The 15,685-nt window shown below is 66.2% G+C and carries 14 protein-coding genes; 8 read left to right on the forward strand and 6 right to left on the reverse strand.

The genetic code is table 11. The features are described from left to right. Positions 1-90 precede the first annotated feature (90 nt). Positions 91-1,806, forward strand: coding sequence for a bifunctional 3'-5' exonuclease/DNA polymerase (locus tag ABIB35_RS06775; RefSeq protein WP_354179975.1), 1,716 nt, complete (start codon positions 91-93; stop codon positions 1,804-1,806). Here the strand turns inward: ABIB35_RS06775 and ABIB35_RS06780 are convergent. Next, positions 1,788-2,774, reverse strand: coding sequence for a CPBP family intramembrane glutamic endopeptidase (locus ABIB35_RS06780; protein WP_354179977.1), 987 nt, complete (start codon positions 2,772-2,774; stop codon positions 1,788-1,790). The two genes, ABIB35_RS06775 and ABIB35_RS06780, sit on opposite strands and share 19 nt — an antisense overlap. Positions 2,775-2,906: 132 nt before the next feature. On the opposite strand from ABIB35_RS06780, the gene ABIB35_RS06785 reads away from it, so the two are divergent. Together ABIB35_RS06785 and ABIB35_RS06790 are read left to right on the forward strand one after the other, a co-directional pair. Continuing rightward, positions 2,907-4,679, forward strand: coding sequence for a response regulator (locus ABIB35_RS06785; protein ID WP_354179979.1), 1,773 nt, complete (start codon positions 2,907-2,909; stop codon positions 4,677-4,679). After that, positions 4,672-5,226, forward strand: coding sequence for an AAA family ATPase (locus ABIB35_RS06790; RefSeq protein WP_354179981.1), 555 nt, complete (start codon positions 4,672-4,674; stop codon positions 5,224-5,226). Before ABIB35_RS06785 ends, ABIB35_RS06790 begins: the two co-directional genes overlap by 8 nt. Positions 5,227-5,237: 11 nt before the next feature. On the opposite strand, the gene ABIB35_RS06795 is transcribed toward ABIB35_RS06790, so the two are convergent. From ABIB35_RS06795 to ABIB35_RS06805, 3 genes are read right to left on the reverse strand one after another with little or no spacing between them, the layout of a single operon-like run. Then, a complete protein-coding gene (locus ABIB35_RS06795) occupies positions 5,238-5,921 on the reverse strand; it encodes an NUDIX hydrolase (RefSeq protein ID WP_354179982.1) in 684 nt (227 codons plus the stop codon). Further along, entirely contained in the window at positions 5,918-6,715 is a 798-nt protein-coding gene (gene nth, locus ABIB35_RS06800; RefSeq protein WP_354179984.1) for an endonuclease III, read from the reverse strand. Before nth ends, ABIB35_RS06795 begins: the two co-directional genes overlap by 4 nt. 49 nt (positions 6,716-6,764) lie before the next feature. After that, the gene (locus ABIB35_RS06805; protein ID WP_354179985.1) at positions 6,765-8,057 is read right to left on the reverse strand and encodes a hypothetical protein; all 1,293 of its coding nucleotides are present in this window, start codon (positions 8,055-8,057) and stop codon (positions 6,765-6,767) included. A 317-nt stretch (positions 8,058-8,374) separates the two neighbouring features. Between ABIB35_RS06805 and acs the strand changes: the two genes are divergently transcribed. After that, positions 8,375-10,363 carry an acetate--CoA ligase gene (acs, locus tag ABIB35_RS06810; RefSeq protein ID WP_354179986.1) on the forward strand — a complete coding sequence of 663 codons (1,989 nt, stop codon included), beginning with the start codon at positions 8,375-8,377 and terminating at the stop codon, positions 10,361-10,363. A 91-nt stretch (positions 10,364-10,454) separates the two neighbouring features. Here acs and ABIB35_RS06815 read toward each other — a convergent pair whose 3' ends face one another. After that, complete coding sequence (locus ABIB35_RS06815) at positions 10,455-10,874, reverse strand: organic hydroperoxide resistance protein (RefSeq protein WP_354179988.1); 420 nt, start codon at positions 10,872-10,874, stop codon at positions 10,455-10,457. Positions 10,875-10,974: 100 nt separating this feature from the next. Between ABIB35_RS06815 and ABIB35_RS06820 the strand changes: the two genes are divergently transcribed. The 3 genes from ABIB35_RS06820 to aroQ all read left to right on the forward strand — a co-directional run bounded on the left by ABIB35_RS06820 (position 10,975) and on the right by aroQ (position 13,455). Then, positions 10,975-11,532, forward strand: coding sequence for a TetR/AcrR family transcriptional regulator (locus tag ABIB35_RS06820; protein ID WP_354179990.1), 558 nt, complete (start codon positions 10,975-10,977; stop codon positions 11,530-11,532). A gap of 86 nt (positions 11,533-11,618) precedes the next feature. Further along, complete coding sequence (locus tag ABIB35_RS06825; protein WP_354179992.1) at positions 11,619-12,983, forward strand: MFS transporter; 1,365 nt, start codon at positions 11,619-11,621, stop codon at positions 12,981-12,983. Between the two features lie 7 nt (positions 12,984-12,990). Beyond that, positions 12,991-13,455: a type II 3-dehydroquinate dehydratase gene (gene aroQ, locus ABIB35_RS06830; protein ID WP_354179993.1), complete on the forward strand. Its 465-nt coding sequence runs from the start codon at positions 12,991-12,993 to the stop codon at positions 13,453-13,455. A gap of 38 nt (positions 13,456-13,493) precedes the next feature. Here aroQ and ABIB35_RS06835 read toward each other — a convergent pair whose 3' ends face one another. Next, positions 13,494-14,678: a MarP family serine protease gene (locus ABIB35_RS06835; protein WP_354180151.1), complete on the reverse strand. Its 1,185-nt coding sequence runs from the start codon at positions 14,676-14,678 to the stop codon at positions 13,494-13,496. A 230-nt stretch (positions 14,679-14,908) separates the two neighbouring features. On the opposite strand from ABIB35_RS06835, the gene ABIB35_RS06840 reads away from it, so the two are divergent. Continuing rightward, positions 14,909-15,586 (forward strand): Crp/Fnr family transcriptional regulator, encoded by a 678-nt coding sequence (locus ABIB35_RS06840; RefSeq protein WP_354179994.1) that lies wholly within the window; start codon positions 14,909-14,911, stop codon positions 15,584-15,586. Positions 15,587-15,685: the final 99 nt, after the last annotated feature.

Below are 15,685 nucleotides of genomic sequence, written 5' to 3' on the forward strand. Positions count from 1 at the left end.
GAGACCCAAGTAAAAAGAAGTGGCAGGGGTGGTTCATTCGTCACATTTGGGCCGGGCAGGGCACCCTGCGGCAGCGGGGACAATGGAACCATGTATGTTGTCCTCACCGCCGCCGGACCGGCCGCTGCCGCCGGGTCCCTGCTGCTGCAGGAGACCGACGACGCCGGGCAGCCCACCGCGCCCCCCGCCGTCGTCGAGCCCTCCCTCCTGGCCGCCGTGGTGAGTGACTACGAGGACCGGGCGCAGAAGGTCCGCTGGGTGTTCGCCGGCACCCGGGAGCTTTATCCCCGCCTGCTGGACGCCGGTGTGAGCGTGGAGCGCAGCCACGACCTGGTACTGGTCCGCGGCATCCTGCGCTTCTCCGAAGCCGCGCCGGCCTCCCCTTATCTAGAGAAGCTGCGCGCCGAAGCGACCGGCGAGGACACGGACCTGCTCCCCCGCCAACTGCTGCCCGTGCAGCCCGCGCCCAACCAAAGCTCGCTCTTTGAGGAACTCGAGGGGTTTGACTCCCTGGCCGGCACACGCGGCCCGTCGCTGGAGGATCAGGTGGCCGAGCTGCAGGCCCAGCTCGCCGCCGTCGCCGGGTCCTCCTCCCCCCGCCGGCTGGCGCTCCTGCTGGCCGCCGAATCCGCCGGCGGCCTGATTGCCGTGGAAATGGAACACGCCGGACTTCCCTGGCGCCGGGACATCCACGAAGCCATGCTCGAGCACGAGCTGGGACCGCGGCCCGCCGAGGGGCAACGCCCGGTGCGGCTGGAACAGCTGGCGGCCGAGCTGCGGGACAAGCTCGCCAATCCCGGCTTCAACCCGGACTCGCCGCAGGAACTTCTGCGCGCCCTGCACCGCGCCGGCATCGAAGTGAAAACCACCCGGTCCTGGGAGCTGCAGCAGCACGAACACCCCGCCATTGCCCCGCTGCTGGAATACAAGCGGCTTTCGCGGCTGCTCACCGCCAACGGCTGGACCTGGCTGGATGCCTGGGTGGACGGCGGCCGGTTCCGGCCCGAGTACGTGGTGGGCGGAGTGGTGTCCGGACGCTGGGCCTCCCGCGGCGGCGGTGCCCTGCAGATCCCCAAGTACGTGCGCGATGCCGTCCGTCCGGATCCGGGCCACCGCCTGATCGTCGCCGACGCCGCGCAGCTGGAGCCGCGGGTGCTCGCAGCCCTGGGCCAGGACAATGCGCTGGCTGCGGCGGCGCGCGGCAAGGACCTGTATCAGGGCATCGCGGACCAGAACTTCAACGGCGACCGGGCGTTGGCCAAGATGGCGATGCTTGGCGCCATGTACGGGGCCACCTCCGGTGAGGCCGGCCGGCTGATGCCCGCCCTGACCCGGTCCTATCCCCAAGCCATCGACGTCGTTGAGCGCGGCGCCCGGGCCGGGGAAGCCGGCAAGGTGGTCAGCAGCCATCTGGGCCGCAGCTCGCCGCCGGTCTCGGAGCGCTGGCTGCGTGCCCAGCAAACCGCTTCGGCCGAGGAACAGCGGCGCGCCGATTCCCTGGCCCGGTCCCAGGGCCGGTTCACCCGCAACTTTGTGGTGCAGTCCACCGCCGCGGAATGGGCACTGTGCTGGCTGGCGGAAATACGACGGCGGGTCCGGGTTGCCTCGGCGGCCGCACCGGCCGGGCAGCTGGTTTTTTTCCTGCATGACGAGGTGATGCTCCAGGTGCCGGCGGACCGGGCCGAGGAAGTCAGCGCCCTGGTGACCGAGGCCGCCGCGGCAGCCACCCGCCTGCTGTTCGGAAAAATTCCGCTGGAGTTTCCGGTGGTGGCCGTGACCGTGGATTCCTACGCCGAGGCCAAGTAACGCTCCGTTGTCCGCGACGGGACCGCGGCCGGGGCCGGAAACCAGCGAATCACAAGCAACGAATAGGCCAGCAGGAAGGCCAGCGAAAACGGCAGGGCCGCGGGCGGCAGGTCTGTGGCATTGATGTCACCGAAGCCGGCCGCGCCCAGACCGAACACTCCCACATTGTTGATGACGTGCAGCGCGATGGCTGCTTCCAGTCCGCCGGTCCGCCAGGTGAGCCACCCGGCCGCAACTGCAAAGGCAGCTACATCAATCTGTCCGACCAACCCATAATCGTGGCCCAGGACGAACAGTGGAACCGGCAGCAGGATTGCGAAGGCCGGATGACGCAGCCAGGATCCGATGCCCTGCATCAGTAAACCGCGGAAGGCATATTCCTCAGCGGCAGCCTGCACCGGAACGAACGCCAGGACCACCAGCAGCAGAAGCCAGAGGTTTCCGGAGCTGCCGTTCCCGGCGGATATCCCTGCGCCCAGCCCGACGCCCGGCCCGGCAGAAGCCGGCAGCAGCAGGCTGAGGGCATTCGTGGCCACAAACAGGCCGGCGGCCAGGGCCAGCGGCTTGGGAAAACAGCGCCAGCGCAGCCGACCGGTGACCGAGGACAGCGTTCCGGCGGGGCGCCTGCCTCCCCACCGCGCTCCCAGGGCAACCGCCGGCCAGAGCAGGCAAACACCTCCGAGCAGCACGGCGAGTTGTCCCGGGTCACCGAGATCCGACTCAGGGGATAGCGCCCCCTCCACTGTCGCGGTAACGCCCGGAACAAAGATCCCCAGCACCGCCGTCGCGCCCACCGCCAGCAGCGTCAGGACACAGAACATGACGAGCGCCACCAGCACGCTCGTCAGGGGGTGCCACCAACGGTAGCCGGCCTGAGAGCGTGCCAGACGGTGAAACGGAGAGGCGGGAGAGGGACGGGCCGGGGTCACAGCGTGCGGAGCAGCCGGATGATCAGCAGATGAAGTCATGCTCCCAGCTTCACCACCCGGCTCCGCACTCCGCTTCGGCCGTTTGGCCCCAAGCGCGGGCCATCGCGCTAAATGAATCTCATGCTTTCGGCCAATTGTGGAGCGAACACCGCGCTCACTAGGATCAATGAAATGCCGCCCCCGAAAGAACACACCAGCGCCTGGAAGATCACAGGAATCACCGTCGGCGCCGCCGTCGTCGGCGTCCTGATCTTCCTGGTGGTCCACGGCGCATCATTGCCGCCCGACGGCGAAGCGATTCCGGATTCCTACATCGGACGTATGTTCCTGGACTTCATGCTGGGCCTGACCGCCGTCGGACTCCTTCCCCTCGCCCTGCGCCGGGCACCGGTGGGCGCCGGACTGGCCGTTATTGCCCTGAGCGGATTTTCCACCCTGGCTTTCCCTGCCGCCTGCCTATGCATTGTGCGCATCGCAGCGCTGCGGCGACGGCGCGCCCTTATCGCCACTGTGCTGGTTTTTGCTGCAGCGGTGGGTGCCGACCTCCTCGTCAACCCGGTTGACCCCGTCGAGAGCGGGTGGGTTTTCCTGATTGCCTTGGGCGGGCTGCTCGTTCTCATCTTGATCGGACTGAACCGCGGAGAGCGCCGGGCTTTGATCGTGTCCCTCCGGCAGGAAGCGGACAGCGCCCGACGGGAGCAGAATGCTCGAGCGGATCAGGCGCGGCTGGCCGAGCGGACCCGCATCGCGCGGGAAATGCACGACACACTGGCGCACCGCCTGAGCCTGATCAGCATGCATGCCGGCGCCTTGGAATACCGAACCGACCTGGACCCCGCGACCATCCGTTCCACGGCCGGAATCCTGCGCGAGACCGCCCATATGGCCGCGTCAGAACTGCGCACGGTGCTGACGGTTCTACGTGAGGAAGACGCGGACACTGCACCCCAGCCCACTATCGAGTCCATTCCGGCACTGGTGCAGGCAGCCCGGGCCGCCGGCACCGCGATCACGCTGAGCATCGATCCGCCGCTGCTGGGGACCGGGGCGGATTCCCCCGTCGACGCCACCTCCCGCCACCTGTATCGGGTGGCTCAGGAGGGTATTACCAATGCCCAGAAACACGCCCCCGGCCATCCGGTCACAGTGTCCCTGACCGGTGCACCCGGACAGGACATTACCGTGACGGTGAGCAACCCGGTCTCCGGGTCTGAAGCGCGGGGTCTACACCACCACGGTCCAGGTTCCCTGGTGAGCGCGGACCCGTTGCAGGTCCTGATTGTGGACGACGAACCCCTCATCCGTGCCGGGCTGCGGCTCATTCTCGACGGGGCGCCGGATCTTGCCATCATCGGTGAAGCGGGCGACGGCGAAACCGCCGTTCAGCTCGCGGCCAAGCTGCGGCCCGCCGTCGTCCTCATGGATATCCGCATGCCGCGCTTGAGCGGCATCGCCGCCACGCAACGCATCACGGCGGCGCCGCAGCCGCCCCGGGTCATTGTCCTGACCTCATTCGACACCGATGATTTCATCCTGTCCGCACTTCGTGCCGGTGCCAGCGGATTCCTGCTCAAGGACACCGCCCCCGCGGACATGGTCTCCGCCGTCCGCGCCGCCGCGGCCGACAACCTGCGCTTCTCTCCCGGGGTCCTCAAACGCATCGTCGCGGCAGCGGCCTCCTCGTCTGCGGAACCGACCACCACGCGGAATCCGCTCGCGGCTCTCAGTGAGCGGGAGCGGGCCGTCGCCCAAGCCGTGGCCCGCGGCCTGACCAACACGGAAATCAGTGCCGAGCTCTTTGTCAGCGTTGCCACGGTGAAAACCCACATCGCCAATGCCTTCACCAAGCTTGAGGTGACTAACCGCGTTCAGCTGGCCGTGACCGTCCTCCAGTCGCCGGTGCCCTCGCCGACACGTGTTGAGGTAAGGGGCGGCAATGCCTGATCTGATCCTGCTGAACGGGCCGCCCGGAATCGGAAAGTCAACGTTGGCCAGGCTGTTCGCCGACCGCCACCCCGGCACGTTGAACCTGGATGTTGATCAGGTGCGCTGTTTGATCGGCGGATGGCAACAGGACTTCCAGTCAGCGGGAGAGCTGGTCCGGCCTATCGTGAGAAGTATGGCCGCCACCCATCTGGCAGTGGGACGCAACGTCATCATGCCGCAGTTTTTCGACCTGGATCATGAGATCGCAGATTTGCGGGGCCTCGCTGAGGAGACCGGCAGCAGCTTCCGCGAAATTGTCATTCTGGATACCAAAGGACGTTCCCTCACCCGCTTCACTAACCGTGGTTCAGACGAGAACCTCCCGTGGCATGACCAGGTTCGGAAAATTGTGGACCAGGGCGGCGGCCCACTGCTGCTGGAGGCCATGTATGACGCTCTTGTGGCAGGACTGTCAAGGCGCCCCTCGGCGACCCTTATCCACAGCACACACGGTGCCATCGAGGAAACGTACGCGGCGTTGACGGACGCGCTCGCGCCGAGCTAAGCCCGGCTGAACTACAGCTCCGGAACGATCTCCCGGCTTTCGTCCCAGGGAAGGGTCCAGCCCAGTTCCGAAAGCACCCCGTGGAGGATGATCCCGGTGAACCCCCACACCAGCACGCCGTTTACAAGGAACGCCGGCGAACGGTGGGTGGTACGGCCATGCGTTATCACCGCAGTGCGGCGGTTCTCCGGGTTCAGCAGGTCCGCCACCGGCACCCGGAACACGGACGCCGATTCGCCGTAATCCACCACATCCACGGGGGTGGGCCGGTCCCACCAGCCCAGAACGGGAGTCACCAGGAAGTTGCTGACCGGCAGGCCCACCTCCGGCAGCGTTCCCAGCACGACGACGCCGGCCGGGTCCAGCCCCGTTTCCTCCCGCGCTTCGCGCAGGGCGGCGTCCACCGGACCGGAATCCACCGGGTCCACGGAACCGCCGGGGAAAGCCACCTGACCGGGATGGTCGTTCAGGGTGGCGGCCCGTTCCACGAGCAGCACATCCAGCTCCTCGGGGACCCCCGCGGTGCGGAAATGCGCGGGTTTGTCATCCAGGTTGCCGAAGAGGACCAGCACGGCGGCACGGCGGGCCGTGGCCGGATCCACGCTGCGGCGCAGGAGCTCCAAGTTGGCATCAAAGCTGGTGCTGCGCGCTGAGGCTGAGACTCCCAGCTCCCGCAGATCGGCGTAGGCGCTCATGCTTGAAGCCCGTAGCCGGCGGCCCGCAACTGGGCGCGGGTTTCCGTGGCCATCATCCGGGCGTGCAGCTCCTCACGTCCGGGCGCCAGCTCATACTTGAGCAGCTTCTTCGCCTTTTCAGGATCGGTTTCACCCTCGCCGTAGGAGGGACACAGCACGGCGACGGCACAGGCGCCGCAAGCCGGGTTTTTGGCGTGGCAAACCCGCCGGCCGTGGAAAACCACCCGGTTGGACAGTGGTGTCCAGTCCTTGGGCTCAAACAGCTCAGCCACATCCTCCTCGACCTTCACCGGGTCCTTGGCAGTCGTCCAGCCAAAGCGCCGCGACAGCCGACCAAAATGGGTGTCCACGGTGATACCGGGAATGCCGAAGGCATTGCCGAGCACCACGTTGGCCGTCTTCCGACCCACACCGGGCAGCGTGACGAGCTCTTCGAGCGTGTGAGGCACCTCGCCGTCGTACTCATCCACCAGCCGGTTGGACAGGGCTTTGATGCTGGCCGCTTTGGCCCGGAAAAAGCCGGTGGGACGAATCAGTTCCTGCAGCTCCATCTCGTCCGCCTCGGCCAGCGCCTTGGCGTCCGGATAGCGGGCAAAAAGCACGGGAGTGACCGCGTTGACCCGGATGTCAGTGGTTTGAGCGGACAGGACGGTGGCCACCAGCAGCTCAAAGGCATTGGTGAAGTCCAGCTCGGCCACGGCATAGGGGTACAGCTCCCCGAGCAGCCGGTTGATCTTCCGCGCCCTGCGTTTGCGGGCCAGCAGGGAGGGATCACTCCCGGTTGCCTTAACCACGTCCTCGTGTCCTTCTGTTGCGCCGGTTCGGTTTTGGAGCGGTGCGGGATTAGTCGCCGGAATCTTCGCCGACGCGCTCGATGTTGCTCAGGTCCCGCAGCACGCCGATGCGGCCGGTGCGCTTGTCCTGTACCAGGAATTCGTGTCCGCGGTCTTCCAGGCCCAGCTCCCAGTCGCCGGGGTGGAACATGAACAGCGGCAAGCCGGTGCGCTCGTCCACGATCTGACGCGGGGTGCCCACGGCAAACCAGAACGCTTCAACCACGTTCTCGGATTCTTCACGGGTGGCGCTGATGGAATCGCTGCCCGACGACGCCGCCGGCACCTGGGCCGAGGCCTGCGTGGCAGGCTCCGCCTCGGAAGGCTTCGCCGGGATCACCGGGTTGACCGTGGTGGCCGCGAGAGCATCCTCGCTGCTCGGGGCCGCCGCAGCGGCGGGCGCCGGGGCGGAGGAGATGACCTTGTCAGCAGCGGACTCTGTCCGGGCCGGCTCGCTGGGGGCGGACTGGGCGCGGGCAGGTTCGGACACGGCTGAGGCGCCTGCGGCATCCGCAGTTTCAGCATCTGCCGGGATTCCGTTGACTGCCGGTGCGTCCGCCTCGGGAACGCCGTCGTCAGCCTTGCGGCCGAACAAACCGGTCGGAGCCAGCTTGCCTGTCCCCTTCTCTTTTCCTGCGAGACGGGAATCTGCGGGCTTGGCGTCAGCGTCGGACGCGGCGTCACCGGCGGATCCATGCGCGGCGTTGGTCTCCGGGTCCTTCTGCGCTGCGGGGCGGGCAGGACGGCGGGCCAGGCGAACGGCGTCACGGGCCATAACGTGGGCGGGTGCCGCGGGGCGCTCGTCAAATTCGTGGGAGAAGGGCGGGATATGCGGGGCAAGGGTGGTGGCAGCCACCAGGCCCAGCGCGCCGATCAGGGTCACCAGGGTGCCGATGGTGAAGTCGTTGACCACCTGCAGGAAAAAGAACGCCAGGGCCAGGACTGCCACTACGGATCCGAACTGGTCCACGGACAGCGACCCAATCCGGTATTTCAGTTCGGGAGCCATCCGGCGGGCAGCAAAAAGTCCGGCGACGAGCAGCGGAAGGATGATGCCGATGCCAAGGAAGAACAACGGCGTCAGCGGCGACCAGAAGGTGGCCTCCAGGCCGAACGCAAAGTTCCACGGCAGCAGGGAACCCACCAGCATGAGAAGGACCGAACCACCCACAACGGTGTCACGCAGGCCGAACGGACCCAGGACAGCCGTCCGGGCGTTGTCCTCGCTGGCGGAATGGCTGTCCGACGGTGCCGGGGTCCCGGCCGCCGTTCGGGCATCGTTCTCAACGGGGGGCTGGTTCATTTACGTTTCTCCATTCACGACCGCCGCCTGCGGGCCGGCAACGTAGCTGCGGTCCACGGCAGGCGCGGGCCGCATGCACGGTAAAAAAAGCGGTTGCTTCCCTGCACAGCCTAGTCAACACCGGCAGCGCAGACTAGCCGAACTGCCGCAGGCACACCGGCCGTGATCTACCGCTCACCGCACAAATACCCCCGTTGCCGGGCGCTCATGTGACGGTTAACACACCTGTGCGTGATCGGCGATAGGGTGGTTCCAACGCTACGGCAGCCCTCGATTCGGGCTGGACCGTGGGCATACAGCTAGCGAAAGGGTTCACGATGTCTGAACAGTCCCCCGTCAAGCAACACGGCGACGCACTGGAGAACCTACTCCATGAAGGGCGCAGCTTTCCGCCGAGCGCGGATTTCGCCGCCCATGCGGTGGCCAAGGCATCGCTCTATGACGAGGCAGCCGCCGAAGGGCCGGAATTCTGGGCCCGCCAGGCCCGGCGCCTGCTGACGTGGGACGAGGACTTCACCCAGACGCTGGACTGGTCCGACGCCCCGTTTGCCAAGTGGTTCGTCGGCGGCAAGATCAACGCCGCGTACAACGCCCTGGACCGCCATGTGGAGGAAGGCCGCGGCGAACGGGTGGCCATCTACTTTGAGGGCGAGCCCGGCGACACCCGCACCTACACCTACGCCCAGCTCACCGAAGAGGTCAAGAAGGCTGCCAACGCCTTCGAAGCCCTGGGCGTATCCAAGGGTGACCGGGTGGCCGTATACCTGCCCATGATTCCCGAAGCCGTGATCACCATGCTCGCGTGCGCCCGGATCGGAGCGGTCCACTCGGTGGTATTCGGCGGGTTCTCCGCCGACGCGCTGCGCAATCGCATCGACGACGCCGAAGCCAAGCTCGTTGTCACTGCAGACGGCTCCTACCGCCGCGGCAAGCCCACCGCCCTGAAACCGGCCGTGGACGAATCGCTGGTGAAGGAAGGCCACACGGTCAGCGCCGTCCTGGTGGTTCGGCGCAACGGCGAACCGGTTCAGTGGACCGAGGGCCGGGACGTCTGGTGGGACGACGCCGTCGGCACCGCGAGCGCCGAGCACACAGCGGTGGGGCATGACTCCGAACATCCGTTGTTCATCCTCTACACCTCCGGCACCACGGGCAAGCCCAAGGGCATCCTGCACACCACCGGCGGCTACCTGGCGCAGACGGCTTTCACGCACCTGAACACCTTTGACCTGAAACCCGAAACCGATGTGTATTGGTGCACCGCTGACATCGGCTGGGTGACCGGGCACTCCTACGTGACCTACGCGCCGCTGGTCAACGGCGCCACCCAGCTCATCTACGAGGGCACGCCGGACACCCCGCACCAGGGCCGCTGGTGGGAACTGGTGGAGAAGTACAAGGTCTCCATTCTGTACACCGCCCCCACCGCCATCCGTACCTGCATGAAATGGGGCCGGGACATACCCGGCAAGTTCAATCTGGACTCCATCCGGGTTCTGGGTTCCGTGGGCGAGCCCATCAACCCCGAGGCCTGGATGTGGTACCGGACCGTCATCGGCGCCAACGGCGGCAAGAAGGAAACCCCCGCCCCGATCGTTGACACCTGGTGGCAGACCGAGACCGGCGCCCACATGATCGCGCCGATGCCCGGCGTCACGGCCACCAAGCCCGGCTCCGCGCAGGTGGCGGTGCCCGGCATCTCCATTGACGTGGTCGATGAGATGGGCGAGTCCGTGCCCAACGGCTCCGGCGGCTTCCTGGTGATCAAGGAACCGTGGCCGGCGATGCTGCGCGGCATCTGGGGCGACCCGGAGCGCTTCAAGGCAACCTACTGGTCCCGGTTCGACAACATGTACTTTGCCGGCGACGGCGCCAAGAAGGACGAAGACGGCGACATCTGGCTGCTGGGCCGGGTGGATGACGTAATGAATGTGTCCGGGCACCGGCTCTCCACCACGGAAATTGAGTCCGCCCTGGTGAGCCATCCCTCGGTGGCGGAGGCCGCCGTCGTCGGCGCCCGTGACGACACCACCGGTGAAGCCGTGGTGGCGTTTGTGATCCTGCGCGGCAGTGCCAAGGACGACGACGACATAGTCACCACCCTGCGCAACCATGTGGGCAAGGAAATCGGCCCGATCGCCAAGCCGCGGCACATCCTGGTGGTGCCGGAGCTGCCCAAGACCCGCTCCGGCAAGATCATGCGCCGGCTGCTCAAGGATGTGGCCGAGGGCCGCGAGGCCGGTGATTCCAGCACTCTGGCTGACAACACGGTCATGCAGCAGATCGCCGAGTCGATGCGCAGCTAACCCGCCTCCCCACCCCCGCCGAACTGACAGTAGGTGCCCTTCCCAGCGCTGGGAAGGGCACCTACTGTCAGTTCGCGAGGTGGGAGCTGAGCTAGCCGACCGTGACGTCCAGCTCCACGTCAATGTTGCCGCGGGTGGCATTGGAGTACGGGCACACCTGGTGTGCGGCGTCCACCAGCTTCTCGGCGGTGGCCTGGTCCACACCGGACATTTCCACATGCAGGGCAACGCCGAGCTTGAAGCCGACTTCCTGCTTGTAAATGCTGACATCAGCGGTGATGGCGGCATCGGCGATAGGAGCCTTTTCCGCGCGGGCAATCATCTTCAGCGCGGACAGGAAGCAGGCCGCGTAGCCGGCGGCGAAGAGCTGCTCCGGGTTGGTTCCGTCGCCGGCTCCGCCCATTTCCTTGGGAGTGGCCAGGTTAACCTTCAGCTGGCCGTCGCTGGTCTGGGCTTCTCCGTTGCGGCCGTCTCCGGACGCTGTGGCAACTGCGGTGTACAAAGCGCTCATGGCAACTCCTTCAAGTGGGGACATCAGGTAGACTAACTAGTACGTCTACTTGGCCCCAAGTAAACGCGTCTTTGCCGCATTGTGCAACCCAGGAGGATCCATGTCCGCCCAGCCGCCGGTCCGCGCCCGCATTCTGGATGCCGCCGCCCTGCTCTTCTACACCGAAGGCATCCGTGCCGTCAGTGCGGACCGGATCATCGCGGCAGCGGGAACCACCAAGGTGACGTTCTACCGCCACTTCCGCACCAAGGAAGACCTGGTGGTGGCCTATCTCCGGGCCCAGTCGGAGCGGATCAGGGCGGCCGCCGGAAACCTGGACCCCGATCCCTGCACGGGTCTGCTGGAACTGGCCACTGCCATGGGCGAAGAAACCTGCGTTCCGGGCTTTCGCGGGTGCCCGTTCATCAACGCCGCCGCCGAGTTTCCCGATGCCGGCTCCCCGGTGAGGACTGTTGTCCGTGAGCACCGGAACTGGCTCCACGCGCAGGTGCGCGGAAGATTGGAACAGCTGGGAGCCCTCAACCCGGATACCCTCGCCGACCAGCTGCTGATGCTGCGCGACGGCGCAATGGTCCACGGATATGTGGCTGACCCGGCCGGAGTGACCGATGCCCTGATCAGCGGCGGACGGGCCATTCTCGAGCATGCACTGAGCTGACCGAGAGTGTGCTGACTGCCGCACCGACGTGACCTCAGACTCCTTGAGTTGGCACCGGAGTGCCCGGGGTAGCAGAATCAGTGCTCGTGTCCACATCCAGCACCGCACCATCAGAGTCCACCTCAGTCTCCGCCGTCCCACAGGTGTCGTCGCCGCACTCGCGACGCATGGCCCGCAAGGTTGCCGGCGCATCCTTTGTCGGCACGGCCCTGGAGTCCTATGACTTCTACGTCTTCGGCACCGCAGCGGCCCTGATCCTGAACCGGATCTTCTTCCCGGAGGTCGATCCGCTGATCGGCACCCTGCTGTCCTTCCTGTCCCTGGGCATCGGCTTTATTGCCCGCCCGCTCGGCGCCGTCATCTTCGGTCATCTTGGGGACCGCATCGGCCGGAAGAAGTCCCTGATCTGGACCATTGTCCTGATGGGCACCGCCACCGGAGTGATCGGCCTGCTGCCGGACTACAACACCATTGGCATCTGGGCCCCGGCGCTGCTGGTCACGCTGCGGCTGCTGCAGGGCCTGGCCGTAGGCGGGGAATGGGGCGGAGCCATCCTGATCGCCACCGAACATGCAGAACCCCGCAAGCGCGCCCTGTACGCAGCCATTCCGCAGATCGGTTCCCCGGTGGGAACCATCATGGTCACCGGCATCTTCCTGCTGCTGACCAACGTTTCGCAGGAAACCATGGAGGCCGGGCTGTGGCGGGTGCCGTTCCTGCTGGCCTTCCCGTTTATGGCCATTGCCCTGTACCTGCGCTTCGCCATCGAGGAAACCCCCGTCTTCAAGGACGTCGCCGGACACCAGGACGTCCCCCGTGTTCCGGTGCTGGACGTCCTGAAGACCCAGCGGCTGGCCGTCCTGGTCGCCACCTCCGCGTCACTGCTGGGCATCGGCTCCTACTTCCTGATGACCACCTACACCCAGGCCTACGGAACCGAACAGCTGGGCCTGTCCGGCACCACCGTGCTCAACGCCGCACTGGTGGGATCGGTCCTGCAGCTGGCCACCATTCCGGCGTTTGGCTGGCTCGCCACCAAGATCGGCTCGGCACGCATGGTGACCGCCGGCGCCGTAGCCACGCTCCTCATTTCCTTCCCGCTGTACTGGCTCATCAGCACAGCGGACCAGACCACCTATATCCTCACCATCCTCATCGGCGGGATCGCCCCCACCGCCGCCTGGGCGGCACTGGGCGGACTGATGGCCGACCTCTTCCCAGCGCGCACCAGCTTCACGGCCCTGTCCCTGGCCTACAGTTTTGCGGGCATCCTCGCCGGCTTCACTCCGGCCATCACCTCCGCCTTCGCACAGGCGACGGACAGCGCGTGGTGGCATCCCGGCGTCGTACTGGCACTGATGTCCGTGGTGACCATCGCCGGTGCAACGGCGGCTGGCCGCATGACGCGCCGCCGCGATGAGACGGCCATCCGCGAACCGGTTGGCGCATAGTTAAGCCATGACTGCTCCCCGCACCCGCAACCTGCTGATCCTCAACGGCCCCAACCTGAATCTCCTGGGAACCAGGGAGCCGGAAGTCTACGGCACGGACACGCTCGACGACGTCGAGGTCCTCGCCATGCGCGCCGCCGAGTCCCATGGCTGGACCGTGGACTGCATCCAGTCCAACCATGAGGGGGACCTGATCGACGCCATCCATGGAGCTCCCGGGCTGGCGGACGCGATCATCATCAACCCGGCGGCGTACAGCCACACCTCGGTGGCCATCCCCGACGCCCTCGCCGGCGTGGGGCTGCCGGTGGTCGAGGTTCATCTGAGCAACATCCACCGGCGCGAGGAATTCCGCCACCACTCCTATGTGTCGGCGGTGGCGGACGTGGTCATCTGCGGCGCCGGGATCACCGGCTATGGCATGGCGGTGAATTATCTGGCCGCCCGGCTGGATGGTGAAGCCCAGGCGTAGCCGGAACCGCGCGGCGAAAAAGGCGCTACCGGCCCGGTCTACTCGCCTGAGATGCACTGTCCGGGAGAGACCGGATCGGAATAGCCGGCGGCGGCATCGGCCACCGGTCCGAGTTCACTCAGGGACAGCGCGTAGCCAATCGGCTGGTCGCCGGTGGTCTTGGCAAAGATCACGCCGGCCACTTGGCCGTTAATATCCAGCAGCGGCCCGCCGGAGTTGCCCTGCTGAACATTCGCGGCGAGGGTGTACACCTCCAGCACCTCCGGGGACGAGCCGTAGATGTTACGGACGGAGACATCGGAGAGGCGTTCCACGTTGGCTGCCTGCAGCCGGAACGGCCCGCCGGCCGGGTACCCCGCAAAGGCGGCGGTGGTGCCGTTGGGCAGGGCCTCACCCAGCGGAATCGGCTCGGCATCCAGATTGTCCACCGCCAGCACCGCCAGATCGCGGGCGCTGTCGAAGTAGACCACCTCACCCGGAAGTGCACCGCTGCCCGGAACCTGTACCACAGGCTGGGACACGCCGGCCACCACATGGGCATTGGTGATCACTCGGTCATCGGCAACCACAAAGCCTGAGCCGGTCTGGTTCTGCCCGCACTGGTACGCCGTCCCGGTGATTTTCACCACGGATTTGGAGGAAACCTGCAGTGCTTCCGAGGAGAGCGCCTGGTCGGGAGCAACAACGGTATCCGGAGCAGCACTGTCCAGGATGGTCGGCAGGCCCTCAGCCAGGGTGAAGGACCGCACCTCCGCGGTCCAGGTCTTGATCCGGTCCGGTGTGGCCGCATCAATACTACTGAGCACCTTTGACGAGGTGATCTGCTGCGAGAGGAACGGGACACCGAGTGTGTTGACGCTAAACGCGAGCATGGACATGATCACGGCGGACACCGCCATGTTCACCGCGCCCCCGAGCAGCCGGTCCAAAAAACGCAGCGGCGGAAAGTTCAGCCAGCGCCGGATTCCGCCGCCCAGAGCGGCTCCCGCGGCGTGGCCGCCCAGGACCAGCACCACAATGGTGGCGATGACAGCGGTCAGCCGCCACCCGTCGTCGGGCACCCAGGAGGTGACCAGCGGGATGGCGAAGAACGCGGCAACAGCCCCCGCCACAAAGCCCACAATGCCGCCCAGCGTCACTACCAGGCCATTCCGCAGGCCGGCGATGAGGTAGAACAACAGCGCCAACAGCAGCATGATGTCAAGCAGCGAAAATCCGAGCACAAACAGCTCCAAGTACGGTTTATAGGGGTCTCTGAGGGGCTGCCCGGAGGCGGTCCCTGCCTCCCGAGTTTAGCGGTCCAAGCTGGGGACGCGGTCCGTTCAGCAGCGCAGAAGGCAGTTCGCCGGGGCGTCCTTTTTATCATCCGTGGGCGAACAACGCTATTACAGGTGTCACATGGGGCCGTAGTGCGAGAAGATAATAGAAGGGACAACTATTTACAGGAGATTTCATGGATATCGAGGTACTGCGCCGTGCGCCACTGTTCGCCTCATTGGGAGACGACGTCTTCGCAGCTCTGACCGATGAGTTGACCGAGGTCGACCTTTCGCGCGGAGCATCAGTTTTCCGCGAAGGCGATCAGGGCGACCAGCTGTATTTCATCGTGTCCGGAAAGATCAAGCTGGGGCGCTCGGCCCCGGACGGCCGCGAGAACCTGCTGGCCATCCTCGGCCCGGGCGAGCTCTTCGGCGAAATGGCACTGTTTGATCCGAGCCCGCGCAACGCCACCGCCACCGCGGTGTCCGAAACGCGTCTGGCCGGACTGCGGCACGAAAATTTGAAGGCACTGCTGGAAACGCGTCCGGAGGTGTCGGTCCAGCTGCTGCAGGCCCTGGCCCGCAGGCTGCGCCGCACCAACGAGTCCCTTGCGGACCTGGTCTTCTCGGACGTTCCCGGCCGTGTCGCCAAGGCACTGCTGGATCTGGCGGACCGTTTTGGCCGGCCTGCCACTGACGGCATTCTGGTAGCCCATGAGCTGACCCAGGAAGAACTGGCCCAGTTGGTGGGCGCTTCGCGCGAAACAGTAAACAAGGCCCTGGCCGAGTTTGTGCAGCGCGGATGGCTGCGTCTGGAAGCCCGCGCCGTGGTCATTTTGGATGTGCAGCGGCTGCGCCAGCGCTCACGCTAGGTCTTTTCGGCCCGTACGGCGAACGACGGCGCTGCTCCCCTTTACCGGGAGCGGCGCCGTCGTTTTCTTTAAGCCTGCGTTCGTTTAAGCCTGGAAAGT

The organism is Arthrobacter sp. UYP6 (assembly GCF_040547315.1).
GTDB lineage: Bacteria > Actinomycetota > Actinomycetes > Actinomycetales > Micrococcaceae > Arthrobacter_B.